Source organism: Pseudomonas brassicacearum (assembly GCF_003732225.1).
In the GTDB taxonomy this organism is placed as follows: domain Bacteria; phylum Pseudomonadota; class Gammaproteobacteria; order Pseudomonadales; family Pseudomonadaceae; genus Aquipseudomonas; species Aquipseudomonas brassicacearum_E.
In genome coordinates, this window is record NZ_MOBJ01000007.1 from 351764 (window position 1) to 375187 (window position 23424).

Below are 23424 nucleotides of genomic sequence, written 5' to 3' on the forward strand. Positions count from 1 at the left end.
ACCTAAAAGAAGGAGAGCATCCATGCAGCTAGCGTTTCATCAGGTCGATGCATTCAGCGATCGACCGTTCAGTGGCAATCCGGCAATGGTCTATCGGCTCGACGCCTGGCTCGCCGATGACCTGATGCAAAAAATCGCCGCCGAACACAATCTCGCCGAAACCGCCTTCGTGGTGCGTGAGGCGCAAGGCTGGCATATCCGCTGGTTCACGCCGACCACCGAGGTGCCGTTGTGCGGTCATGCGACGCTGGCCAGCGCTTATGTGTTGTTCGAGGTCTATAAAGAACCGGTCGAGCGCCTGGACTTCATCAGCAAGTCCGGCCCCTTGAGTGTGAGCCGGGAAGGCGAACGACTATGGCTGGATTTTCCGGTGATCGAGCCGCGCGAAGTGGGCGCGACCCTCGATGTGGAGCGGGCGCTGGGCGTGCAGGCGGTTGAGGTGCTGGGTTCCAAGGAATTGTTCGTGGTGCTGGAGTCGGAGCAGGCAGTGCTCGATTGCCAGCCGGACATGGTCGCGCTGGCGAAGTTGCCCTGGCTTGGCGCAATCATTACGGCGCGTGGAACGCGACATGATTTCGTCTCGCGGTACTTCGCGCCGGCCATTGGTATCAACGAGGACCCGGTCACCGGTTCGACTCATTGCAGCCTGATTCCGTACTGGTCACAGCGTTTGGACAAATCAAGTCTGACGGCGTATCAGTGTTCGGCGCGGGGAGGGGAGTTGTTCTGCCGTTTTGAAGGGGATCGGGTGAAAATCGGTGGTCATGCGACGCTGGTGGCCAGCGGGACGTTATTACTCGGTTAACTGACAACGACAATCCAATGTGGGAGCGAGCTTGCTCGCGAAGGCGGTATGCCGGTCAACGATGATGTTGACTGACAGTCCGCTATCGCGAGCAAGCTCGCTCCCACATTAGTTCGTATTGTTCAATGCGCGGTGCTGTACCGACGAACCCCGGATTCTACCGCTGGAATCTGCGCCGCCGTGCTGCCGGGTGCCTGGAACAGCACCAGGTGTTCGGCGGCTACGCGAATTCCGACATCGGCACCGACCAGATGATCGGCATGGCTCGGGAAGATCGATTCCAGTTGGCTGCCGGTCGGTAGCTGCAAACGATACAAGGTCGATGCGCCGAGGAAGGTCTTGCCGACAATGCGTGCCTTGAGCTGGCTGTCTGGCGCGTAAACGATATCGTCGGGACGCAGCAACACATCCACCGCGCCACCGGTTGGCCAGGTATACGCGCGGTTGCCGCGCAGCACGCCCAGTTCGGTCTGCACCGATTCCGGGGTTTTCAGTTGACCGCGAATGAAATAACCCTGACCGATAAAGCTCGCCACAAACGGTGTTTGCGGTTCGTGGTACAGGTTGTAGGGCGTGTCCCACTGCTCCAGGCGACCTTCCTTGAAAACACCGACCTGATCGCTGACGGCGAAGGCTTCTTCCTGGTCGTGCGTCACCAGAATCGCGCTGGTGCCACGCGCCTTGAGAATGTCCCGGACTTCATGGCTGAGCTTGCGGCGTAATTCGCCATCGAGGTTGGAGAACGGTTCATCCAGCAACAGCAGTTGCGGTTCCGGCGCCAATGCCCGGGCCAGCGCGACACGCTGTTGCTGGCCGCCGGAGAGTTCGTGGGGGAAGCGCTTGCCGAGGTTCTTCAGGTTGACCAGTTCAAGCATCTCTTCGGTGACCCGATCTTTCTGTGGATGCTTGCGAATACCAAACGCAATGTTCTCGGCCACGCTCAGGTGCGGGAACAGCGCGTAGTCCTGGAATACCATGCCGATCCGGCGTTTCTCCGGCGCGAGGGTGAAACCGGCGCTGGAGATGGTTTCACCGGCCAGCTGGATTTCCCCTTCGTGAAGCGGTTCAAAGCCTGCAATCGCGCGTAGGGTGGTGGTTTTGCCGCAGCCGGACGAGCCGAGCAGGCAGCCAATGTCACCGGCATTGAGGTGCAGGTTGAGGTTCTGGACGACCCGCTGGTCTTGATAGCCGCAGGCCAGGTTACGCAGGTTCAGCAGTAACGAATGACTCATGCGTGGTGGTACGCAGGCGTAACGAGAAACTCGAGCAGGGCCTTTTGCGCATGCAGGCGGTTCTCGGCCTGGTCCCAGGCGACCGAACGCGGGTCGTCGAGGAGGTCGACGCTGATTTCTTCGCCGCGGTGAGCGGGCAGGCAGTGCATGAACAATACATCCCCGGCGGCCAGGTCGAGCAAGGCACGATTGACCTGAAATGGCGCGAACAGCTTGAGGCGCTTGGCGGTCTCCTCTTCCTGACCCATGGAAGTCCAGACGTCGGTGCTGACCAGATGAGCGCCGCGTACCGCATCCCGAGGATCGCGGACGATGGTCACCCGATCGCCGGCCTTGGCCACGAACTCAGGATTCGGCTCATAACCTTCAGGGCAGGCGATGCGCAGCTGGAAGTCGAACTGGATCGCGGCTTCTATATAGCTGTTGCACATGTTATTGCCGTCGCCAATCCAGGCCACGGTTTTGCCCTGGATCGAACCGCGATGTTCGAGGAAGGTTTGCATGTCGGCCAGCAACTGGCACGGGTGCAGGTCATCGGACAGCCCGTTGATCACGGGTACACGCGAGTTGGCAGCGAATTCGGTCAGGGTGCTGTGGGCAAAGGTACGGATCATCACCGCGTCGAGCATGCGCGACATGACGATGGCGCAGTCGCCGATTGGCTCGCCACGACCCAGTTGGGTGTCACGGGGCGACAGGAAAATCGCCTGGCCGCCAAGCTGGATCATGCCGGCTTCAAACGACAACCGGGTGCGCGTCGAGGATTTCTCGAAAATCATCCCGAGCACACGATTTTTCAATGGCTCGAACAGTACGCCGCGGTTACGCAGGTCTTTGAGCTCAATGCCTCGACGGATCACGCTGACCAGCTCTTCGGGCGTGCAATCCATCAGGGAGAGAAAGTGCCTTGCGCTCATCATTGACTACCTTTTTGCAACAGACCGCAGATACTCAAAGCCTTGTTTAATTGAAAAACGGGCGAGACCTGCGGCGAAAGCCGCACGGGGCGACGAAATAGGGGAAGGCGCGATCTTATAATTAAATGTCGCGTCTTACCAATAGGGCTACGGTTTTTAGGGGATTTCAGACGGGCTACGGGATAACCGCAGTAGCGCTGTTGAAGCCTGTTTCCTGACAGCAGCGACCTCTTTGTACACTGCGCTCACGCGCCTTGGCAATCAAGCGGGGCGGGCAAAGCACCGTCTCGGTCGGTTTCTGACCTGTCGGCCAGGATGTTTGCAGGCAGGATCCAGGCAGCCTTCGGCTGAAACATTTGCTAATGCAAAGTGCTGGGTTATAACTAAGTCACGAGCGACTCGGGAAGCCTTTGGAATGGAATCGAAAGAACAGTTATTGCTGGAGCTGCTGGGCCTCACGGCGCGCTCCCTGACCCACCTGACCGCCTCCATGACCTCAATGTCTTTTGAGTTGATGCGCAGCGAAGACGAGGTGACCAAGGCGGCGGGGCGACGGATGATCGACCGCATGGCCACCATCAGTGCCGGACTCGACGAGCACTGGCGGCTGATCGGCGAACTCACGGGCGTGCACATTGCCCAGGAGCAGATCGAAACCATCCAGGAAATCCAGCTGCAAGCGCCGCCAAGGCTTCCACAGGGCTGATATCTGCGGGCCTGATGGGCCTCGATTCACAAGACGAACATCGCTGGCGCAGCGGGCAGTCGCGGCCCATAGTTTTGTTCCCGCAACCTCACACGGGTTGCCCTGAATAAAACAGAGAATGGCTATGACCAAGACTCTTCATCACCGTGCCTGCCACCTGTGTGAAGCCATTTGCGGCTTGACCATCGAAACCACCGCAACCGACGACGCTGGCGTGCAAATCACCTCGATCAAGGGTGATCCGCAGGACAGCTTCAGTCGCGGTCATATCTGCCCCAAGGCAGTGGCGCTGCAAGATATCCAGAATGACCCCGACCGCCTGCGACAGCCAATGCTGCGGGTTGGCAGCGAGTGGCAAGCGATTGCCTGGGACGAGGCATTCACTCTGGTGGCCGAACGCCTGTCGGCGATTCAGGAGCGCCATGGTCAGAACGCCGTCGCGGTTTATCAGGGCAATCCCAGCGTGCACAACTATGGGTTGATGACTCACAGCAATTATTTTCTCGGCTTGCTGAAAACCCGCAACCGTTTCTCTGCCACTTCGGTCGATCAATTGCCTCACCATCTCACCAGTCATTTGATGTATGGCCATGGTTTGCTGCTGCCGATCCCGGACATCGATCACACCGACTTCATGCTGATCCTGGGTGGTAATCCGCTGGCCTCCAACGGCAGCATCATGACCGTGCCGGATGTCGAAAAGCGTTTGAAGGCGATTCAGGCCCGAGGCGGCAAAGTGGTGGTGGTCGATCCGCGTCGCAGTGAGACGGCAGCGATTGCCGATCAGCATGTGTTCGTCCGTCCGGGCGGTGACGCGGCCCTGTTATTCGGGTTGCTCAATACATTGTTCGCTGAAGGTCTGACCTGTGGCAGTCATTTGCCGGTCGACGGGTTGGAGGAGGTCCGTCAGGCCATCGCATCCTTCAGTGCTGAGACCATGAGCCCGTTGTGCGCAGTGCCGGCCGAGCAGATTCGTCAGCTGGCGCGAGACTTCGCCGCCGCGAAGACCGCCGTGTGTTATGGCCGTATGGGCGTTTCTACTCAGGCGTTCGGCACGCTGTGTCATTGGTTGGTGCAGTTGATCAATCTGCTCACCGGCAATCTTGATCGGGTGGGCGGTGCGCTGTGCACCGAGCCTGCGGTCGATCTGGTGGCGTCCACTTCGGGCGGGCATTTCAATCTCTGGCAAAGTCGCGTGTCTGGTCGTCCGGAATACGCCGGTGAGTTGCCGGTGTCGGCGCTGGCCGAAGAGATGCTCACCGAAGGCGAAGGTCAGGTACGGGCGTTGATCACCGTGGCCGGTAATCCGGTGTTGTCGACACCTAATGGCCGGCAGCTGGAGCAGGCGCTGGACGGGTTGGAATTCATGCTCAGCATCGACCTGTATATCAACGAGACCACGCGTTATGCCGACCTGATTCTGCCGTCGACTTCGGCGTTGGAAAACGATCACTACGACACCACGTTCAATATGTTCGCGGTGCGCAATGTCAGCCGTTTCAATCGGGCGATCCTGCCCAAGCCGGAAGGCGCGCTGCACGATTGGGAAATTTTCGTCGGCCTGGCCCAGGCCTTTGCAGCGAAGACCGGCAAAGAGCTGAAACCTACGATCACTCCGGCGCAGATGATCGACCGCGGCTTGCGAGCCGGACGCTATGGTGATGCGTCGCCGCACAAGCTGTCGGTGGCAAACTTGTTCGATCATCCTCATGGGGTCGACCTTGGCGCTCTCCAGGCAAACCTGGCGCCGCGTCTGAAAACCGCCAACCAGCGCGTGCAGGCGGCGCCACCGGCGATCCTGGCCGATCTGGCGCGATTTGCCGCGCTGCAAGCGCCGCCCGCCGATGAACTGTTGATGATCGGTCGCCGCCATGTGCGCAGCAATAACTCGTGGATGCACAATTACCACCGCCTGGTAAAAGGCAAGCCGCGTCATCAGTTGTTGATGCACCCGGATGATCTCTCCAGTCGCGGGCTCAGCGATGGGCAACGGGTGCGGGTCAGCTCGCGGGTCGGGGTGATCGAAGTCGAGGTGCTGAGCAGCGTCGAGATGATGAAAGGCGTGGTCAGTCTTCCGCACGGTTGGGGCCATGCCCGGCCGGGCGTGCAGATGACCATTGCCATGGGGCAGCCGGGCTCCAGCGCCAATGACCTGACCGATGAACGCCAACTCGATGAGTTGTCCGGAAATGCGGCGCTCAATGGTGTACCGGTGACTGTTGCAGCGGCGTAAGGATGTCTGTCGGGGAGACCGAGCATGGCGCTCGGCTTTCCGTTACAATGCGTCACCGTGCCGACAACTGAGTCGGAAAGTTCAGCCGAGGTGCTCCATGGATATCATTGAAACTATTAAAGAGCAGATTGCTAACAACACCATTCTGCTTTACATGAAAGGCTCGCCGAATGCCCCGCAGTGTGGCTTCTCCGCGAAAGCCGCTCAGGCCGTCATGGGCTGTGGTGAGAAGTTCGCTTACGTGGACATCCTGCAGAACCCCGAGATCCGTGCCAACCTGCCAAAGTACGCCAACTGGCCAACCTTCCCGCAACTGTGGGTCGGTGGTGAGCTGGTCGGTGGTAGCGACATCATGACTGAAATGGCCGCTGACGGTTCGTTGCAGGCCACGATCAAAGCGGCTGTCGAAAAAGCCGCTGCTGCCAAGACCGAAGCCTGATCAGGATGCGCTTGCAGGCATTACCAATTCCTACGGACTGACATTCACAATAAAGTCGTGGATGTATCCGACTCCTGTAGGAGCTGCCGCAGGCTGCGATCTTTTGATCTTCAAGATGTAAAAAAGCCCCGCTTCTCGCAAGAGAGCGGGGCTTTTTATTAAGTCGAGATCAGCGCCGTATAAATTATTCGTCGCCCATCTGCGATTGCAGATAGTTCTCAAGACCCACTTTGTCGATCAGACTCAGTTGAGTTTCCAGCCAGTCGATATGTTCTTCTTCGGATTCGAGAATATCTTCGAGCAGTTCACGGCTGCCGAAGTCACCGACTGTTTCGCAATGGGCGATAGCCACTTTGAGGTCGGCATGGCCGGTGCGCTCGATGCGCAGGTCACACTCGAGCATTTCCTTGGTGTGCTCGCCGATGTGCAGCTTGCCCAGGTCCTGGACGTTCGGCAGGCCTTCGAGAAACAGGATGCGCTTGATCAGCTTGTCCGCGTGCTTCATCTCGTCGATGGACTCGTGGTACTCGTGCTTGCCAAGCTTGTTCAGGCCCCAATCTTCATACATGCGGGCATGCAGGAAGTACTGATTGATTGCGACCAGCTCATTGGCAAGAATCTTGTTGAGGTGCTGGATGACTGTGATGTCGCCTTTCATGATGGGCTCCTGTCCTTTAATTACCATATATAAGGCGGAGTTTGAGCTGAGCAGTGGTTAGTGTCAAACCTAAGTTATTGAATACTATATGAAAATTAATCGGAATAAGAATGTTTGTGTTCCGCATCCTTGCGCTAAGCAATTGAATTGCGGGCATAAAAAAACCGGACGCTAAGTCCGGTTCTTTAGAATGTTCTATTTTACGCTGCCGAAAATTCTACAGGGTAGGGGATCGCCGCCTGGCTCAATTGCAGGTCGGCCAAGGTTTCGCGAACCACTTGCTTGGCAAGGCAGGCGCATTTGCCGCATTGGCTGGCAACGCCGGTGGCTTGGCGCACCTCGCGGTAGCTGCAGCAACCTTCATAGATCGCATCGCGGATTTTTCCGTCGGTGACGCCAGTGCAGAGGCAGACATACATAAAGTGAGAACCGTCGTTGGTTGTGGCTCAGTTGCGACGGATCTTAATGTTAACGAGAATGATTGTCAAAGTGGTTTCGACAGGCTTTACGCCAGAGCAGCGATTGCCTGACGAACGGCATAATGCGGCCCGGGATGGTGTCATTAAGCCTGCGTCGAGGTTTTTGATGTCGTTGTAAAAAGCGCTAAGGACAGGTGAAAAACGCGGTGTATGATGTCCGGTCTTTGCGAAGGGCACTCGAGTCATGAACCTGTCGTTTATCCGCGACAGACTGGTTCGATGCCGTTCTTCACGCCACCACACCAGGAGATATCCAATGAGCGTACTCGTAGGCAAACAAGCCCCTGACTTCACCGTACCGGCCGTACTCGGCAATGGCGAGATCGTTGACAGCTTCACCCTGTCCTCGGCCATCAAAGGCAAATACGGCCTGGTGTTCTTCTACCCACTGGACTTCACCTTCGTTTGCCCGTCCGAGCTGATCGCTCTGGACCACCGCATGGCTGACTTCAAGGCACGCAACGTTGAAGTGATCGCTGTTTCGATCGACTCGCACTTCACTCACAACGCCTGGCGCAACACCCCGATCAATGCCGGCGGCATCGGTCAGGTTCAATACACCATGGCTGCCGACATCAAGCAGGACATCATGAAAGCCTACGACGTTCAGTCCGCAGACGGCGTGGCTTTCCGTGGCGCATTCCTGATCGACGACAAAGGTGTTGTTCGCTCGCAGATCGTCAACGACCTGCCACTGGGCCGTAACATGGAAGAACTGATTCGTCTGGTCGACGCCCTGCAATTCCACGAAGAGCACGGCGAAGTTTGCCCGGCTAACTGGAAAAAAGGCGACAAGGGCATGACTGCTTCGCCAGAAGGCGTTGCGGCTTACCTGACCGAGAACGCTGGCAAGCTGTAAGCCACGCGTCAGGCATAAAAAACCGGCCTCAGTGGCCGGTTTTTTATGGGCGGGATAAATCCTGCGACTGAATCAGTCGTTGAAGTCTTCCCAGCCGCCCATTTGCTTCCAGCGATTGACGATGCCGCAGAACAGATCGGCCGTCTTCTCGGTGTCGTAGCGTGCCGAGTGAGCCTCGCGACCGTCGAAGTCGATGTCCGCGGCCTGGCATGCCTTGGCCAGGACGGTTTGACCGTAAGCCAGACCTGCCAGCGTCGCGGTGTCGAAGCTGGAGAACGGGTGAAACGGATTGCGCTTCATGTCCAGGCGCGTGACGGCGGCGTTGAGGAAGCCCAGGTCGAAGCTGCTGTTGTGACCGACCAGGATCGCCCGTTTGCAGCCGTTGGCCTTCAGTGCCTTGCGCACACCACGGAAGATATCGGTCAGCGCCGCCTCTTCACTCACGGCCATGCGCAGTGGGTGATCGAGTTTGATTCCGGTGAACTCCAGCGCTGCGGCTTCGATGTTGGCACCTTCGAACGGTTCTACACGGAAGAAGTAGGTGTGATCGGGGTACACAAAACCTTTTTCGTCCATGGCGATGGTCGTGGCGGCAATTTCCAGCAAGGCGTCAGTGGCGCAGTTGAAACCACCGGTTTCAACGTCGACGACGACTGGCAGATATCCACGGAACCTGGCTGCCATCGGGTGGCGTGAACCACCACCGCCTGAACCTTCCTGTTCGTCGTCGAAATGGTCTTCACTCACGCGTGTTCCTCCAGCAGGCGCCAGCGCAGTTTTTCACCGGCGCGCAGCGGGATGACAGTCAGCTCGCCGAACGGCAGGCTGGTTGGGGCGGTCCATTCTTCGCGGACCAGGGTAATGCGATCGGTGTTCGCCGGCAGGCCGTAGAAACGCGGGCCATTGAGGCTGGCGAAGGCTTCGAGCTTGTCCAGCGCATTGCGCTGTTCGAAAGCCTCGGCGTACAGCTCGATCGCGGCATAAGCGGTGTAGCAACCGGCACAGCCACAGGCTGCTTCTTTGGCGTGCTGGGCGTGCGGGGCCGAGTCCGTGCCCAGGAAGAACTTCTCGCTGCCGCTGGTGGCGGCGTCAAGGAGGGCGACCTGGTGTGTATTGCGCTTGAGAATCGGCAGGCAATAGAAGTGCGGACGAATCCCGCCCACCAGCATGTGGTTGCGGTTATACAGCAGGTGGTGAGCGGTGATGGTTGCGCCAACGTTGGCCGAAGCCTCGTTGACGAACTGCACGGCGTCGCTGGTGGTGATGTGTTCGAACACCACTTTGAGCGTTGGGAAACGCTCCACGACCCGGCGCATGTGCTCGTCGATGAAGATTTTTTCGCGGTCAAAGACATCGACGTCGTTACGGGTGATTTCACCGTGAATCAACAAGGGCATCCCGACCTCGGCCATGGCCTCGATCGCAGGGAAGATCTTGTCGATGCTGGTAACACCGGAGTCCGAGTTGGTGGTCGCGCCAGCCGGATACAGCTTGGCGGCGTGAACGAAACCGCAGGCCTTGGCCGCGCGAATTTCATCGGGGGTAGTCCGGTCGGTCAGGTAGAGCACCATCAACGGTTCGAAACGGCTGCCGGCCGGGCGCGCAGCGAGAATGCGCTGGCGATAGGCGTCGGCTTCAGCGGCGTTACGCACCGGTGGTACCAGGTTAGGCATGATGATGGCGCGACCAAAGGTGCGCGCGACATCCGCGACAGTATTGGGCAACACAGCACCATCGCGAAGATGAATATGCCAGTCGTCGGGACGCAGCAGGGTCAGGCGGTCGGACATTGGGGATTCCAGGCGGGTCAAACTCAAGGGAATGCTACCGGAAAAGACTCATCCAGGCACTCGCTATCAAGTTTTGCAGCAAGCTTCCGATATGACAAAGGTATGCCGTAATCATATGTATCGGTCTTTTTGTTGTAGAAGCCAGTGGAGCCTCCCGTGCGCCAGCGTTATTTAGCCTTGCTCAGCGTGTTTGCCAGCCTTCCTGCGATGGCTCTCACTTTCCAGACGCGTCTGGAGAGCATCGAGTGGACGGTCGAAGGCGACAAATTCGAATGTCGCCTGACCCAACCGATTACCGATTTCGGCTCGGGTGAGTTCGTGCGGCGCGCGGGCGAGCAGGCAATCTTTCGTCTGAAGGCTTACAACCCAATGCTCGCGGGCGGTTCGGCGACCTTGCTGGCTGCCGAGGCGCCTTGGCAACCTGGGCGTGGTGATATCAATCTGGGGTCAGTCAAAGTCGGCAGCGGCGAGGTGCTGTTCAACAGTTCTCAGCTCCAGGCCGGACGCCTTATTGGTGGCTTGATGGACGGTCGAAGTCCGTTGGTTCGTCATTACTCGCGCGATGGCGGGGTGTCGGAAGTCCGTTTGTTGCCGGTCAAATTCAGCAAGGCCTACGCCGATTACCAGGTGTGCGTCGCCAAGTTGCTGCCGATGAATTACGAACAGGTGAAGCAGGCCGAAGTTGGTTTCCCGGGTGGCGGTATCGATCTGGACGCGCAGGCCAAGGCCAAGCTGCAGGTCATGCTGACGTTCATGAAGGCCGACCCGACGGTCAATCACATCGAACTCGACGGTCATTCCGACAACAGCGGCAATCGCCTGACCAATCGTGACCTGTCCCGGCGCAGAGCGCTGGCGGTGATGGACTTCTTCAAGGCCAATGGCATTCAGGAGTCGCAAATCACGATGCGTTTTCACGGCGAACGTTATCCGTTGGCCCCCAACACCAACACCGCCAATCGGGCGAAGAATCGCCGGGTCAACGTTCACCTTGAGCGCGTCGCACCCACCGACAAACCGGCCCCGCAAGTCAGTTCGACAGGCACCGCTGCGGCGACCTCCTGAACCTGCTGAAATCGTCGCTCGCTCGACATAATCTGTCGCTTCGTCATCATAAGCTGTCGCGCCACTGTAAATTATCCTCTCGCGGCGGTAGACTTCTCTGCTTTCCGTAGAACCCCGTGGAGTGATGGCATGGCGGACGTAAACAAGGTCGTTCTGGCGTATTCCGGCGGCCTGGACACTTCGGTGATCCTCAAGTGGCTGCAGGATACTTATAACTGTGAAGTGGTGACCTTTACCGCTGACCTGGGTCAGGGTGAAGAGGTCGAGCCGGCCCGCGCCAAGGCACAAGCCATGGGCGTAAAAGAAATCTACATCGACGATCTGCGCGAAGAATTCGTGCGTGATTTCGTTTTCCCGATGTTCCGCGCCAACACCGTTTACGAAGGCGAGTACCTGCTGGGTACTTCCATCGCTCGTCCGTTGATCGCCAAACGCCTGATCGAAATCGCCAACGAAACCGGCGCTGACGCCATTTCCCATGGCGCGACCGGCAAGGGTAACGACCAGGTTCGCTTCGAACTGGGCGCCTATGCACTCAAGCCTGGCGTGAAAGTGATCGCTCCTTGGCGCGAGTGGGACCTGCTGTCTCGCGAGAAGCTGATGGACTATGCCGCGAAGCATGCGATCCCGATCGAGCGTCACGGCAAGAAAAAATCCCCGTACTCGATGGATGCCAACCTGCTGCACATCTCCTATGAGGGCGGCGTGCTGGAAGACACCTGGACCGAGCACGAAGAAGACATGTGGCGTTGGACCGTCTCCCCGGAGAACGCTCCCGACAAGCCGCAGTACCTGGAACTGACCTACCGCAACGGCGACATCGTTGCACTGGACGGCGTCGAAATGACCCCGGCTACCGTGCTGGCGACCCTGAACCGTATCGGTGGCGAACACGGTATCGGCCGTCTGGACATCGTCGAGAACCGTTACGTCGGCATGAAGTCCCGTGGCTGCTACGAAACTCCTGGCGGCACCATCATGTTGCGCGCTCACCGGGCGATCGAATCGATCACTCTGGATCGTGAAGTGGCTCACCTCAAAGACGAGCTGATGCCTAAATACGCCAGCCTGATCTACACCGGTTACTGGTGGAGCCCTGAGCGTCTGATGCTGCAACAGATGATCGATGCTTCCCAGGCGCATGTGAACGGCGTGGTTCGCCTGAAGCTGTACAAGGGCAACGTGATCGTCACCGGCCGCAAGTCCGACGAATCGTTGTTCGACGCCAACATTGCTACCTTCGAGGAAGATGGCGGCGCCTACAACCAGGCTGATGCAGCCGGCTTCATCAAGCTGAACGCTCTGCGTATGCGGATTGCCGCAAACAAAGGCCGCAAGCTGTTCTGATGCTGTTGGCATGATCAACCATCGTGGCCCCGCGTGTAACGGGGTCACGATGGGATCGAAGAATTCGTGTTTGGATATTCGTATCCTGAATCTGCGTCACTCAGTCTGGGGCTTTAGTTGCCTGGATTGTCTGTATCTCCTCTCTGTTCTGTCTGGGTCAGAAACGACGTGTCCTGTTGCTTGATACAGGGCAGTGGTCAGTGCTGGCTGACGACGGTCATCGCCAGTGTGCTCAAGTTATAAGTCATGTAGAAAGACTGTGTGGGTTCTATTGTTTTTGCATCTGATTTTTTGAGTGCTTTTTCGTTAACCAGATGTTCCGACTCACAGCTCGTAAGAAATACGATCGTTTCACTGTGGCTGTGTTTTTTCAATGGGATAGCTGTCATCAGGTTGCCGAGATCTTTCTTCTTGCGTATCCATCGGGCATCAATGATCCGTATGCCGTGTATCGAAGCAGGTAAAGGCACCTGGTACTGGGTGGACTGATTTGCGATGAACGTTATATAGGCGGGTGGGTCTTGCGTGCTCTGAAGCAGATAGTCAGGTTTGTCTCGCTTGATTGAATTCGGTTGATTGTCCTTTTCAACAGGGGCATTGATCGAGGTTTTTTTGCTTTTTTCTGGTCGAGCAGAGTCGTCGATGACTTTGATAAATTGCTTGCTCTTTTGGAAGTCAGAAGGTGCATACAATGATTTGTAGTTGAAGTTTAGCGTGATAAAGAACAGGAACAGCAGGTAAAAAGGAAAGCTGATCAGAAACCAGATGTAAGTCTGGCGCTCCTGGTTGTCGAGGAAGGGCAACGATACCGCCGCCGACGTTTCGGAGAGTGCCGCGAATATCGCAATTATAGTCATCGGGTTGGTTATTTTCTTTTGAGGTTTTGTCATTCTGATTGCTCGTTAAAAAGTGTTTTATAGTGGAATCCTTGTGGGCAAAAGATGTTAAGTAATAGTGGTTGTATAGTGTGGGTTGAACACTGGCTGTAAAGCGCTTCTTCGGGGGGGCGCCATGCTCTGCAGTTTTATCACTGATTAGAATGGATCGATAGCTTTCTTTTAGTGTGATTTATGTGGGGCGAACATGAGTTTGTTTTATATCCTTGGCGCCTCGGGGCGGTAAGTGGAAGTTGGAGGTTGCCGAGTGGAGCACTGGCGGTCTTGCGGGTTTGTGTTTGGTATCAATTTGGCGCTGGAACTCACCGATTATTTTTGATAATAGACCAGTGTTCGAGACTTGCCGGGATAGATTGCGTGCTGCCAGGTGATTTTCTTCGATGTCTGCTGAAGAAAACAGTTGATCAGAGGAGAGTATGGTCTCGAGTAAACTTTAAGAGACATTGTTTTTTATGAGTTCTTGTAGGGGGAATCCTTGTTGTTTGTAGGGATTGTCTCTCGGTGTGGGTGGTTGGGGTGGGCAGCATCCCACGGGCGAAACGACTACGCTATTGTGCGGGCTCTAAAAATTCGAACAGCGAAATTGGACTTGCCCATGAATAAAGTGCTGATCGTGGATGATCACCCCGTCATTCGTCTTGCTGTACGTATGCTAATGGAGCGTCATGGCTACGAAGTCATTGCTGAAACGGACAATGGTGTAGATGCACTGCAACTTGCCCGTGAACATATGCCGGATATCGTAATACTGGATATCGGTATTCCGAAACTGGATGGCCTGGAAGTTATTGCGCGCTTGACCTCGGTCACCCTGCCTTTGAAAGTGCTGGTGTTGACTTCACAGGCCCCCGGACACTTTTCAATGCGTTGTATGCAGGCGGGGGCTGCAGGGTATGTCTGCAAGCAGCAGGACCTCACCGAACTGCTCAGTGCAATCAAGGCGGTACTGTCCGGGTACAGTTACTTTCCTAATCAAGCCTTGCACTCGGTTCGCGCAAGTTTGGGGAATGCGAGTGAAGCAGACATGGTGGATCGTCTGTCCGGAAGGGAGATGATGGTTTTACAACAGTTGGCCCGAGGCAAGACCAACAAGGAAATTGCCGATGGAATGTTCCTCAGCAATAAAACCGTCAGTACTTACAAAACGCGTTTGCTATTAAAGCTGAATGCTCGCTCGCTGGTTGACCTGATCGAGCTTGCGCAGCGTAATGGTCTGGTTTGATTCTCTCGGGGGGGGAGTAGTGCTGTGCGCGTGGCAAGCACTTGAAGACAAGAGGCGCCTGGTCGGATTTTGAGCCGCAGGATCGCTCGCCCTGAGGTCCTGGCCGTTCTGGATCCGTTGAACCAGAGCGCATTGTCCTGCGATTGATCGGGTGCGCTGTGCGACTTTTTTGCAGCGGTTGAGGGCTTGATGAAAAAGCCTCCATTTCGGGAGGCTTTCAGGTGTTAAAGGTCAAAATCGTAATCGGCCAGCTGCTTTTGCAAGCGCCGCTCCTCCAGAAGATTATCGATGGTGCGACGTTTGCTCAGGTTGGTCTTCGCTACCTCTACCACAGGCTCGGCATCATCGGCCTCAACAGCGATGAAGTCGTCTTCTGTGTCCAGTTGTTCTTTGCCAGTGCTCATAAGGTTAACTCCAGGCTAAGACTGCCATTGGCGCCTCTTATATCGATAAACTCCTGGCGGGTAAAAAAGATTTTTTCAATCGATAAATCAATAAAAGTAATAGAACCTCAATCGTCAGAGGTCTTTTGCTTGTATTCGCACAGGTCTTCGATCCGACAGCTGCCACAGCGGGGCTTGCGGGCCAGGCAAACATAACGTCCGTGGAGGATGAGCCAGTGATGTGAGTCGAGCAGAAACTCCTTGGGAACGAACTTCATCAGTTTCTGTTCCACCTCGACGACATTTTTGCCTGGCGCTAAACCTGTGCGATTACTGACCCGGAAAATATGCGTGTCAACGGCCATGGTCAGTTGACGGAAAGCCGTGTTGAGCACCACGTTCGCAGTCTTTCTGCCTACCCCAGGCAGCGCTTCCAGTTCCTCACGGGTTTGCGGTACTTCGCCGCCATGAAGCTCTACCAGCATTCGGCAGGTTTCGATGACGTTTTTTGCCTTGCTGTTGTACAGGCCGATGGTCTTGATGTAGTCGGACAATCCTTCTACACCGAGCGCATGAATCGCTGCCGGCGTATTGGCTACCGGAAACAGTTTGGCGGTGGCCTTGTTGACACCCACGTCAGTGGACTGAGCAGAAAGAATCACTGCGATCAACAGTTCGAAGGGCGACGAGTAGGCCAGTTCGGTTTTCGGTTCCGGATTGTCCTCGTGAAGCCGACGGAAAATTTCCAGGCGTTTTGCGGCATTCATGGGTAGAGCATTTCCTTCAAGGCGGTCAGTGTGAGGTTGAGGCGCCAGGCCAGGCTTGTTTGGCGGCTATGAGCAGTCCCAGCAGGATAAACCCGCCAGGAGCGATGACGGCCAGTCGTATGCCGCCGTCTGCGGACAATAGCCAACCCTGCCAGTTCGATTCTGTAAGTCCGGTCAACCAGGACACATGGCTGGCGAAAGACCCGCTGCCAAAACCTTCGCGCACTAAACCGAGCGTAATCATCAGCCCCAAAAACATACCGTACAAGCGAATCCGGTCGATCATGCCTGCCTGGGTGAAGAAGCCGTTGTACTCCAGCGCGACGCACTGCAGGGCAATCAACCCTACATAAAATCCCAGATATTGGTGCAGTTCAAAGGCCCAGGCCTGCAATGCCAATGCTGCGAGGCTGGTCAATGTGGCGGCGAGCGCAATGCTGGTGATCAACTGCATGGACGGAACGATCCGCGGCCGCAACACACTCATCTTCAGGCCGTAAACGCCAATGACCAGCAGCGACAGCAGCGACAGACCCAAGGCTTTTACCAGGGAGTCGCTCGCGCCGATCAACGGGGTCAATATTAGCGAGTTCTGGAGCATCGAGGACTGGTTCATTGTCCGCTCCCGATCAGCTGTGGCTGATGCTCGTCGAAATAGCGTAACGCATCATGGATTGCACTGATCACTGCTCTGGAAGTGACGGTTGCGCCGGTCAACTGGTCGAATTGCCCCTGATCTTTTTTCAGTGCCCAGCCACTGTCGCCAGGGTCATTGCGCGACTTGCCGAAAAAGCCTTGTAGCCAGGGGTTGGGCTGGTCGGCGATTTTTCCACCCAGACCGGGTGTTTCCGATTGCTTGAGGGTTTTCACACCCAGCAGCTTGCCGTTGATGTCGATCACGATCAGCAGTTCGATTGCGCCTTCGTAGCCGATTGTCTGACTTCGCAGAATAACGGCGCTGGGCTTACCGCCCGCAGTTGCCAAATAACCGCCCAGCAATGTGCTTTTGCTCAGCTCGATACCTTTGAGCGCGAGCGGCTGGTCCAATGGCTGATTGTCGTAGCTGCCGGCTGGCAGCATGTCGAAGAGCCTGCGGCTTTCAATCAAGCGCTGTTCAGCCGATATCCGCGGTGCGGTGGCGTGCTGCAGGAAAAATGTCGCGCCTGCACCTAATCCGGCCACGACCACCAGCATCAGCACACTGAGATTGCGGTTCATGGCGTACGAGGCTCGGGTTGTGCAGCAGCGAGGCGTTCCAGGGCTGGCACGCAGAGATTCATCAGCAGTACCGCAAAGGCCACCCCGTCGGGATAACCACCCCAGGTTCGAATCAGGTAGGTCAGCAGGCCGACGCCCACGCCGAACATCAGCCGGGCTTTGGGACTCTTTGCCCCGGACACCGGTTCGGTCACGATAAAGAAAGCTCCGAGCATGCTCGCGCCTGTCAGTAAGTGAAAGAGCGGGGAGCCGTGGGAGTCCGAACCCGAGCCGTTCCAGCACAGCAGGCTGATGACGAACAGACTGCCGAGCATGCCGGCCGGCGCGTGCCAGCTGAACACTCGTTGCTGCAACAGAAATGCGCCACCTGCTAGAAAGGCCAGATTTACCCATTCGACGCCTTTACCGCCAACGTGGCCGAACGCCGGGTTGCCGGCGAAGAGTTCGTCCATGGTCAGGCTTTTATTGATTCGCAGGCTATCCAGCGCCGTGGCCGTCACCCAGGCGTCGGGCTGTTCGGCACCGCTGAAATTGAAGCCGAAAATCTGTTGCAGGCCGGCGGCCAGGTTCATCCCGTGAGACGTCGGCCAGTGGGTCATCTGTCGTGGGAAACACACCAGCACCAGCGCAAAACCGAGCATGGCCGGATTGAATGGGTTTTTGCCCACGCCGCCATACAGGTGCTTGCCGAAAAACATTGCAAATGCCGCAGCGCTGACAGTCAGCCACCATGGGCAATAAGGCGGCAACGCCAGCGCCAGCAAGGTGGCACTGACCAGCGCGCTGCCATCGCTCAGCGCTGGCTTGATCGGATACCTGCGCAAGCGCAGTACCGCGGCTTCAACTGCTAGCGCGCTGCCGCAGGCCAGCAGCAGATTGATCAGAACGCCCCAGCCAAATAACCAGAACAACACCAGCATGCCCGGCACGGTGGCCAACAAAACCCGCTTCATCGCCTGTTGCAGGCGATCATCGACCGGTTCAAGGGGCGACATAGGCGTTCACCTGACGTTCGGCTTCGCAGAGCCTTTCGCGGGCCTTGGCCAAGAGTTCCGCCGGTGTATCCGGGCCTCGTTCAAGCTTGCTGACGTCGGCGCGAGCGTAAGCCAACTCGGTTTTCAGTTGCCGCAGATGAGCGTCGATGGGGCGTTTTTCGAAGCGCACAAGGTCCGGCACCGGTTGTTCGCTGGCGCCTTCGGCAGCGTGCAGTGCTTGTTCTGCTTGAGCCAAGGCAGCGCCGAGCGCCTCCAGTTGCTCGGACGGGGCTTCGCTGGTCTGGGCTTTTTTCAGTTCGGCGCGACGCATCGCCAGCTGGATTTTCGCGCGTTTGAGTTCGGCATCCCTGGCCGGAGCCGTCGCTGGCACGGGGACCGTCGGCGCAGTGCTTTCGAGTTGCGCCAGGGCCTGTTCGGCGGCTTCGAATTGCTGCTGCAAAATGATCAGCTGCGACTGCTGTTCGAAGGTCGGTGGATGCCCGAAAGCCTTCAGCGATTTGTTCAGTTGCGCCCGGCTCATTGCCACATCGATCTTGGCTTTTTTCAGCGCGGCATCGGCGGCAGCGGCTTTCTGTGCCTGAACCCGGGCAATCGCGTCCTGCAGTGGATTGTTGCTGGCTTCGCTGTGCTGTGCGGTTTTTTGTGCGCGGGCCAGTCGTTCGGCGTGCTTTTGCTCTTCTTCACGACGCAGGCGCGCATTGCGTTGTTCGAAGCGCTGTCGGGCGTGGTCGCGTTTGGCGTTGCGTGCTCGTTGTTCTTCGAGCGTGAAGGCCAGGCCTCCGACAATCGGCAGAACGTTGGCCAAGGGCAATGGGTGCATTTCGATGCAGTCCACCGGGCACGGCGCCACGCACAGATCACAGCCGGTGCATTCGTCGATGATTACCGTGTGCATCAGTTTTGCCGCACCGACAATCGCGTCTATCGGGCAGGCCTGAATACACTTGGTGCAGCCGATGCATTCGGCTTCGCGGATAAATGCAATTTGCGCCGGTGCCGAACCACGGCTGACGTCCAATTCCAGAACCGGGATTTTCAGCAGCTCGGCCAGTGCCGAAATAGTCTCGTTGCCGCCCGGCGGGCACTTGTTGATCGCCTCGCCATTGGCAATGCCTTCGGCGTAGGGCTTGCATCCGGGGTGGCCGCACTTGCCGCATTGGGTCTGGGGCAGGAGGGCGTCGATGCGTTGAATCAGACTCATGTTTTGATCAGTCCGCTGAAGCCGAGAAATGCCACCGCGATCAATCCGGCGCTGATCAGGTCGATCGGCAGGCCACGAAAGGGCAGGGGCACATCGTTATTGAAGGTGCGCTGACGCAGATCGCTGAACAGACTCAGCACCAGCCAGAAACCCAGTCCGGCGCCGAGACTCAAGGCTGTGGCGTGGAAAAATCCCTTGTCGTCCTCAGCGTTGAACAAGGTCAGCCCGAGCACGCCGGCGTTGCCCAGCAGCAAAGGCCAGAGGCCGTCGAACGAAAACTTTGGAAGTAGGCGCGAAAGCAGTTTCAGCAACGGTGCGATCAGCAGGACGCTCAGCGGCAGGAACACGAACAGGCGCAGGGCCGTCAGCTCCAGTGGCACCAATAACCAAAAATAGGCCAGGTAGCCCGCCACGCCCACGATCAGCATCAGGCTCGCCGTGGCCATGCCCAGTGCGTGAACCTGCCTGCGTTCGGTGGCCAGTAGCGGATCGACGCCCAGCGGCCACTGCAACACGAGGTTGTTGATCAGGGCGGCGCTGATAAGCGTGAGGAGTAATTCGGTCATGAGCGTCCATATACACGCGCTGTTGATGGCTCCTACGACAGTATGGGCCAGACATGAAAATCCCACAGTCATGCCGGGCACGACTGTGGGATCGGTTCAGCAGGTCGAGCCTTACTTGATGCGCTGACCCGGCTTGGCGCCGCTGTCCGGGCTCAGCAGGTAGATTTCTTCGCCGCCAGGGCCTGCCGCCATGACCATGCCTTCAGAGATCCCGAAGCGCATTTTGCGTGGCTTGAGGTTGGCGATCATCATCGTCAGGCGACCTTCAAGCTTGGCTGGGTCCGGATAAGCGCTCTTGATGCCGGAGAACACGTTGCGTTGCTCGTCACCGATGTCCAGGGTCAGGCGCAGCAGCTTGTCCGCACCGTCCACGGCTTCGGCCTTGAGGATCAGGGCAACCCGCAGGTCGACGGCGGCAAAGGTATCGAACTCGATCTCTGGCGACAGCGGATCCTTGGCCAGCTCGCCATTGCCTTGAGGGGCGGCATCGCCGGTGTCGGTCTGGCTGGCGGCCAGGTCTTCTTTCGAAGCGTCGGTCATGGCTTGCACTTTGACCGGGTCGATGCGCGTCATCAACGGTTTGAATTCGTTCAGCTGATGGTTGCTGAGCAGGGTCGCGTGATCGTTCCAGGTCAACGGTGCGACGTTGAGGAACGCCTCTGCGTCGGCGGCCAGCAACGGCAGCACGGGCTTGAGGAAAATCACCAGTTGGCGGAACAGGTTGACGCCCAGGGCGCAGATCGCCTGGACTTCGTCTTGCTTGCCTTCCTGTTTGTTCAGCGACCATGGCGCCTTGTCGGCGATCCAGGCGTTGGCGCGGTCGGCCAGGCCCATGATCTCGCGCATGGCACGGGCGAAGTCGCGAGCCTCGTAAGCGTCGCAAATGCTCGGCGCGGCGGCCAGGAACGCTTCGGTCAGTTCTGGTGCGGCATTACCGGCCACCAGCACGCCGGCGTTGCCTTTGTGGATGAAGCCTGCGCAGCGGCTGGCGATGTTGACGACTTTGCCGACCAGGTCGGAGTTGACCTTTTGTACGAAGTCCTCGAGGTTCAGGTCCAGATCGTCGACGCCACGGCCGAGTTTGGCGGCGTAGTAGTAACGCAGGTATTCCGGCGACAGGTGGTCCAGGTAGGTCCGGGCCTTGATGAAGGTGCCGCGGGACTTGGACATCTTCTGGCCGTTGACGGTCAGGTAGCCGTGTACGTTGATGCCGGTCGGCTTGCGGTAGCCGGCGCCTTCAAGCATGGCTGGCCAGAACAGCGCGTGGAAATTGACGATGTCCTTGCCGATGAAGTGGTACAGCTCGGCGGTGGAGTCCTTGGCCCAATACGCGTCGAAGTCCAAATCCTGCCGACGTGCACAGAGGTTCTTGAAGCTCGCCATGTAGCCGATTGGCGCGTCCAGCCAGACGTAGAAGTATTTGCCTGGCTCGTCCGGGATTTCGAAACCGAAGTACGGCGCATCGCGGGAGATGTCCCACTGTTGCAGACCGACATCCAGCCACTCGGCGATCTTGTTCGCGACCGCGTCTTGCAAGGTGCCGCTGCGGGTCCATTCCTGCAGCATTTGCTGGAAGTCCGGCAGCTTGAAGAAGAAGTGCTGGGAATCCTTGAGCACCGGGGTGGCGCCAGAGATCGCCGACTTCGGATCTTTCAGGTCGGTTGGCGCGTAGGTGGCACCGCATTTTTCGCAGTTGTCGCCGTACTGGTCTTCAGTGCCGCACTTCGGGCAGGTGCCCTTGATGAAGCGGTCGGCCAGGAACATTTTCTTTTCCGGGTCGAAATACTGGGTGATCGAGCGCGTGGCGATGTGCCCGGCGTCGCGCAGCTTCAGGTAGATCTGGCTCGACAGCTCACGGTTTTCTTCGGCGTGAGTGGAGTGGAAGTTGTCGAAGTCGACCAGGAACTCGGCAAAGTCGGCGCTGTGTTCAGCCTGGACGTTGGCGATCAGTTGTTCCGGGGTGATGCCTTCTTTTTCTGCGCGCAGCATGATGGCCGAACCGTGGGCGTCGTCCGCGCAGACGTAAGTGCATTGATTGCCGCGATGCTTCTGGAAGCGCACCCACATATCGGTCTGGATGTACTCAAGCATATGGCCAAGGTGGATTGAACCATTGGCATAGGGCAGGGCGCTGGTGACGAGGATCTTGCGTGGCTCGGACATGGGGCTCGGCTACTTGATGAAACGGAGGTCGGCCACTATAAAGCGCCGGCGCATATTTTTCACCCCGTGAGCGCGGTTTCCCGTCCCCTTGTAGCAGCTGCCGAAGGCTGCGTTCGAGCGCGAAGCGGTCGTAATCCGGCTGACGCGGTCTGTCTGATAAGCCGCGGCGGCGGGATTTACGACTGCTGCGCAGCCGAACGCAGGCTGCGCCAGCTGCTACAGGTCGGAGATCGGTCATTCGATCTTTGTCACATCCTGAAAGCATGCCGTCCGACGTGCAGAACAGGTACGATACCGGTCTGATTTCCCAGTCTTGTTATCGGAGTTGCCCATGAGCGCCGTCAATCGCGCAGCGGTGGAAGCCGTCCTTCGTCAGTACACCGACCCTTACCTGAACCAGGACCCGGTCAGCGCCGGTTGTCTGCGCAGCATCGACATCCAGGGCGACCGCGTCAGCGTTCAGCTGGAACTGGGCTACGCCGCCGGTCTGTTCAAGAGTGGCTGGGCGCAAATGCTGCAGATGGCTATCGAAGGCCTGGATGGCGTGACCTCGGCCAAGGTCGACATCAGCACCGTAATCGCTGCACACAAGGCTCAGGCGCAGATTCCAGGCTTGGCCAACGTCAAGAACGTGGTCGCGGTGGCGTCCGGCAAGGGCGGCGTGGGCAAATCCACCACCGCCGCCAACCTCGCGCTGGCGCTGGCCCGTGAAGGTGCCAAGGTCGGGATTCTCGACGCCGATATCTACGGCCCGAGCCAGGGCATCATGTTTGGTATTGCGGAAGGCACCCGACCGAAGATCAAGGACCAGAAATGGTTCGTGCCCATCGAGTCGCATGGCGTTGAAGTCATGTCCATGGCTTTTTTGACCGACGACAACACGCCGATGGTCTGGCGCGGCCCGATGGTTTCCGGTGCTTTGCTGCAACTGGTGACGCAAACAGCCTGGAGCGATCTGGACTATCTGGTGATCGATATGCCGCCAGGCACCGGTGACATTCAGCTGACCCTGGCGCAGAAAGTTCCGGTGGCCGGTGCGGTGATCGTCACCACGCCGCAGGATCTGGCGTTGCTGGACGCGCGCAAAGGCGTGGAAATGTTCCGCAAGGTCAGCATTCCGGTACTCGGCGTGGTGGAAAACATGGCCGTGCACATCTGTTCCAACTGCGGTCATGCCGAGCACCTGTTCGGCGAAGGCGGCGGCGAGAAGCTGGCCAACCAATATGGCGTCGAGCTGCTGGCATCTCTGCCGCTGTCGATGCTGATTCGCGAGCAGGCCGACGGCGGCAAGCCTACGGTGATTGCAGAGCCTGAAAGCCAGATCGCCATGGTTTACCAGGAACTGGCCCGTCACGTCGGTGCGCGGATCGTCTTGCAGGAAGCTGTCGCGCCAGCGATGCCGAACATCACCGTCAGCGACGATTGATATCCGGTAGCCCGAAAAAAGATCGCAGCCTGTAGGAGCTGCCGCAGGCTGCGATCT

The 23424-nt window shown here is 57.8% G+C and carries 24 protein-coding genes; 9 read left to right on the top strand and 15 right to left on the bottom strand.

Features of this window, described 5'->3' with window-relative positions; translation table 11 throughout:
* The first annotated feature begins 22 nt into the window (after positions 1 to 22).
* Positions 23 to 805 carry a PhzF family phenazine biosynthesis protein gene (locus BK659_RS11540; RefSeq protein WP_123425182.1) on the top strand — a complete coding sequence of 261 codons (783 nt, stop codon included), beginning with the start codon at positions 23 to 25 and terminating at the stop codon, positions 803 to 805.
* Between the two features lie 122 nt (positions 806 to 927).
* Here BK659_RS11540 and BK659_RS11545 read toward each other — a convergent pair whose 3' ends face one another.
* Positions 928 to 2037, bottom strand: a complete 1110-nt coding sequence (locus BK659_RS11545) for an ABC transporter ATP-binding protein (protein WP_123425183.1) — start codon at positions 2035 to 2037, stop codon at positions 928 to 930.
* Positions 2034 to 2954, bottom strand: a complete 921-nt coding sequence (argF, locus tag BK659_RS11550) for an ornithine carbamoyltransferase (protein ID WP_123425184.1) — start codon at positions 2952 to 2954, stop codon at positions 2034 to 2036. The genes BK659_RS11545 and argF overlap by 4 nt, the downstream gene beginning before the upstream one ends.
* Before the next feature lie 415 nt (positions 2955 to 3369).
* On the opposite strand from argF, the gene BK659_RS11555 reads away from it, so the two are divergent.
* The 3 genes from BK659_RS11555 (at position 3370) to grxD (ending at position 6332) form a co-directional block, all read left to right on the top strand.
* A complete protein-coding gene (locus tag BK659_RS11555) occupies positions 3370 to 3660 on the top strand; it encodes a hypothetical protein (RefSeq protein WP_123425185.1) in 291 nt (96 codons plus the stop codon).
* Positions 3661 to 3784: 124 nt separating this feature from the next.
* Positions 3785 to 5893, top strand: coding sequence for a molybdopterin oxidoreductase family protein (locus tag BK659_RS11560; RefSeq protein ID WP_123425186.1), 2109 nt, complete (start codon positions 3785 to 3787; stop codon positions 5891 to 5893).
* Positions 5894 to 5990: 97 nt separating this feature from the next.
* On the top strand, positions 5991 to 6332 hold the full coding sequence (gene grxD, locus BK659_RS11565; protein WP_123425187.1) for a Grx4 family monothiol glutaredoxin: 342 nt from the start codon (positions 5991 to 5993) through the stop codon (positions 6330 to 6332).
* A gap of 184 nt (positions 6333 to 6516) precedes the next feature.
* Here the strand turns inward: grxD and bfr are convergent, their stop codons facing one another.
* A complete protein-coding gene (gene bfr / locus BK659_RS11570; protein WP_071553578.1) occupies positions 6517 to 6990 on the bottom strand; it encodes a bacterioferritin in 474 nt (157 codons plus the stop codon).
* A 200-nt stretch (positions 6991 to 7190) separates the two neighbouring features.
* Entirely contained in the window at positions 7191 to 7409 is a 219-nt protein-coding gene (locus BK659_RS11575) for a bacterioferritin-associated ferredoxin (RefSeq protein ID WP_123425188.1), read from the bottom strand.
* Between the two features lie 316 nt (positions 7410 to 7725).
* Between BK659_RS11575 and BK659_RS11580 the strand changes: the two genes are divergently transcribed.
* Positions 7726 to 8328 (top strand): peroxiredoxin, encoded by a 603-nt coding sequence (locus tag BK659_RS11580; RefSeq protein WP_123425189.1) that lies wholly within the window; start codon positions 7726 to 7728, stop codon positions 8326 to 8328.
* A 72-nt stretch (positions 8329 to 8400) separates the two neighbouring features.
* Here BK659_RS11580 and rnt read toward each other — a convergent pair whose 3' ends face one another.
* Positions 8401 to 9075, bottom strand: coding sequence for a ribonuclease T (gene rnt / locus BK659_RS11585; RefSeq protein ID WP_123425190.1), 675 nt, complete (start codon positions 9073 to 9075; stop codon positions 8401 to 8403).
* Positions 9072 to 10118 carry a dihydroorotase gene (gene pyrC, locus BK659_RS11590; RefSeq protein WP_123425191.1) on the bottom strand — a complete coding sequence of 349 codons (1047 nt, stop codon included), beginning with the start codon at positions 10116 to 10118 and terminating at the stop codon, positions 9072 to 9074. The genes rnt and pyrC overlap by 4 nt, the downstream gene beginning before the upstream one ends.
* Positions 10119 to 10274: 156 nt before the next feature.
* Here pyrC and BK659_RS11595 point away from each other — a divergent pair, with 156 nt between their 5' ends.
* Both BK659_RS11595 and BK659_RS11600 read left to right on the top strand, forming a co-directional pair.
* Positions 10275 to 11183: a flagellar protein MotY gene (locus tag BK659_RS11595; protein WP_123425192.1), complete on the top strand. Its 909-nt coding sequence runs from the start codon at positions 10275 to 10277 to the stop codon at positions 11181 to 11183.
* 129 nt (positions 11184 to 11312) lie between these two features.
* Positions 11313 to 12530, top strand: coding sequence for an argininosuccinate synthase (locus BK659_RS11600; RefSeq protein WP_019693354.1), 1218 nt, complete (start codon positions 11313 to 11315; stop codon positions 12528 to 12530).
* Between the two features lie 197 nt (positions 12531 to 12727).
* Here BK659_RS11600 and BK659_RS11605 read toward each other — a convergent pair whose 3' ends face one another.
* A complete protein-coding gene (locus tag BK659_RS11605; RefSeq protein WP_123425193.1) occupies positions 12728 to 13420 on the bottom strand; it encodes a hypothetical protein in 693 nt (230 codons plus the stop codon).
* A 601-nt stretch (positions 13421 to 14021) separates the two neighbouring features.
* Between BK659_RS11605 and BK659_RS11610 the strand changes: the two genes are divergently transcribed.
* Positions 14022 to 14648, top strand: a complete 627-nt coding sequence (locus BK659_RS11610; RefSeq protein WP_123425194.1) for a response regulator transcription factor — start codon at positions 14022 to 14024, stop codon at positions 14646 to 14648.
* Positions 14649 to 14872: 224 nt separating this feature from the next.
* On the opposite strand, the gene BK659_RS11615 is transcribed toward BK659_RS11610, so the two are convergent.
* The 8 genes from BK659_RS11615 to metG all read right to left on the bottom strand — a co-directional run bounded on the left by BK659_RS11615 (position 14873) and on the right by metG (position 21941).
* A complete protein-coding gene (locus BK659_RS11615) occupies positions 14873 to 15052 on the bottom strand; it encodes a PA3496 family putative envelope integrity protein (RefSeq protein ID WP_123425195.1) in 180 nt (59 codons plus the stop codon).
* Between the two features lie 107 nt (positions 15053 to 15159).
* A complete protein-coding gene (gene nth / locus BK659_RS11620; RefSeq protein WP_123425196.1) occupies positions 15160 to 15798 on the bottom strand; it encodes an endonuclease III in 639 nt (212 codons plus the stop codon).
* Between the two features lie 25 nt (positions 15799 to 15823).
* On the bottom strand, positions 15824 to 16414 hold the full coding sequence (locus BK659_RS11625) for an Rnf-Nqr domain containing protein (protein WP_123425197.1): 591 nt from the start codon (positions 16412 to 16414) through the stop codon (positions 15824 to 15826).
* Positions 16411 to 17016, bottom strand: a complete 606-nt coding sequence (locus BK659_RS11630) for an RnfABCDGE type electron transport complex subunit G (protein ID WP_123425198.1) — start codon at positions 17014 to 17016, stop codon at positions 16411 to 16413. The genes BK659_RS11625 and BK659_RS11630 overlap by 4 nt, the downstream gene beginning before the upstream one ends.
* Positions 17013 to 18011 carry an RnfABCDGE type electron transport complex subunit D gene (locus BK659_RS11635; RefSeq protein ID WP_123425199.1) on the bottom strand — a complete coding sequence of 333 codons (999 nt, stop codon included), beginning with the start codon at positions 18009 to 18011 and terminating at the stop codon, positions 17013 to 17015. Before BK659_RS11635 ends, BK659_RS11630 begins: the two co-directional genes overlap by 4 nt.
* Positions 17998 to 19212, bottom strand: coding sequence for an electron transport complex subunit RsxB (gene rsxB, locus BK659_RS11640; protein WP_123425200.1), 1215 nt, complete (start codon positions 19210 to 19212; stop codon positions 17998 to 18000). The genes BK659_RS11635 and rsxB overlap by 14 nt, the downstream gene beginning before the upstream one ends.
* Positions 19209 to 19778 carry an Rnf-Nqr domain containing protein gene (locus BK659_RS11645; RefSeq protein ID WP_123425201.1) on the bottom strand — a complete coding sequence of 190 codons (570 nt, stop codon included), beginning with the start codon at positions 19776 to 19778 and terminating at the stop codon, positions 19209 to 19211. The genes rsxB and BK659_RS11645 overlap by 4 nt, the downstream gene beginning before the upstream one ends.
* A 111-nt stretch (positions 19779 to 19889) precedes the next feature.
* Positions 19890 to 21941, bottom strand: a complete 2052-nt coding sequence (gene metG, locus BK659_RS11650) for a methionine--tRNA ligase (RefSeq protein ID WP_123425202.1) — start codon at positions 21939 to 21941, stop codon at positions 19890 to 19892.
* Between the two features lie 331 nt (positions 21942 to 22272).
* Between metG and apbC the strand changes: the two genes are divergently transcribed.
* On the top strand, positions 22273 to 23367 hold the full coding sequence (apbC, locus tag BK659_RS11655) for an iron-sulfur cluster carrier protein ApbC (RefSeq protein ID WP_123425203.1): 1095 nt from the start codon (positions 22273 to 22275) through the stop codon (positions 23365 to 23367).
* Positions 23368 to 23424 lie beyond the last annotated feature (57 nt).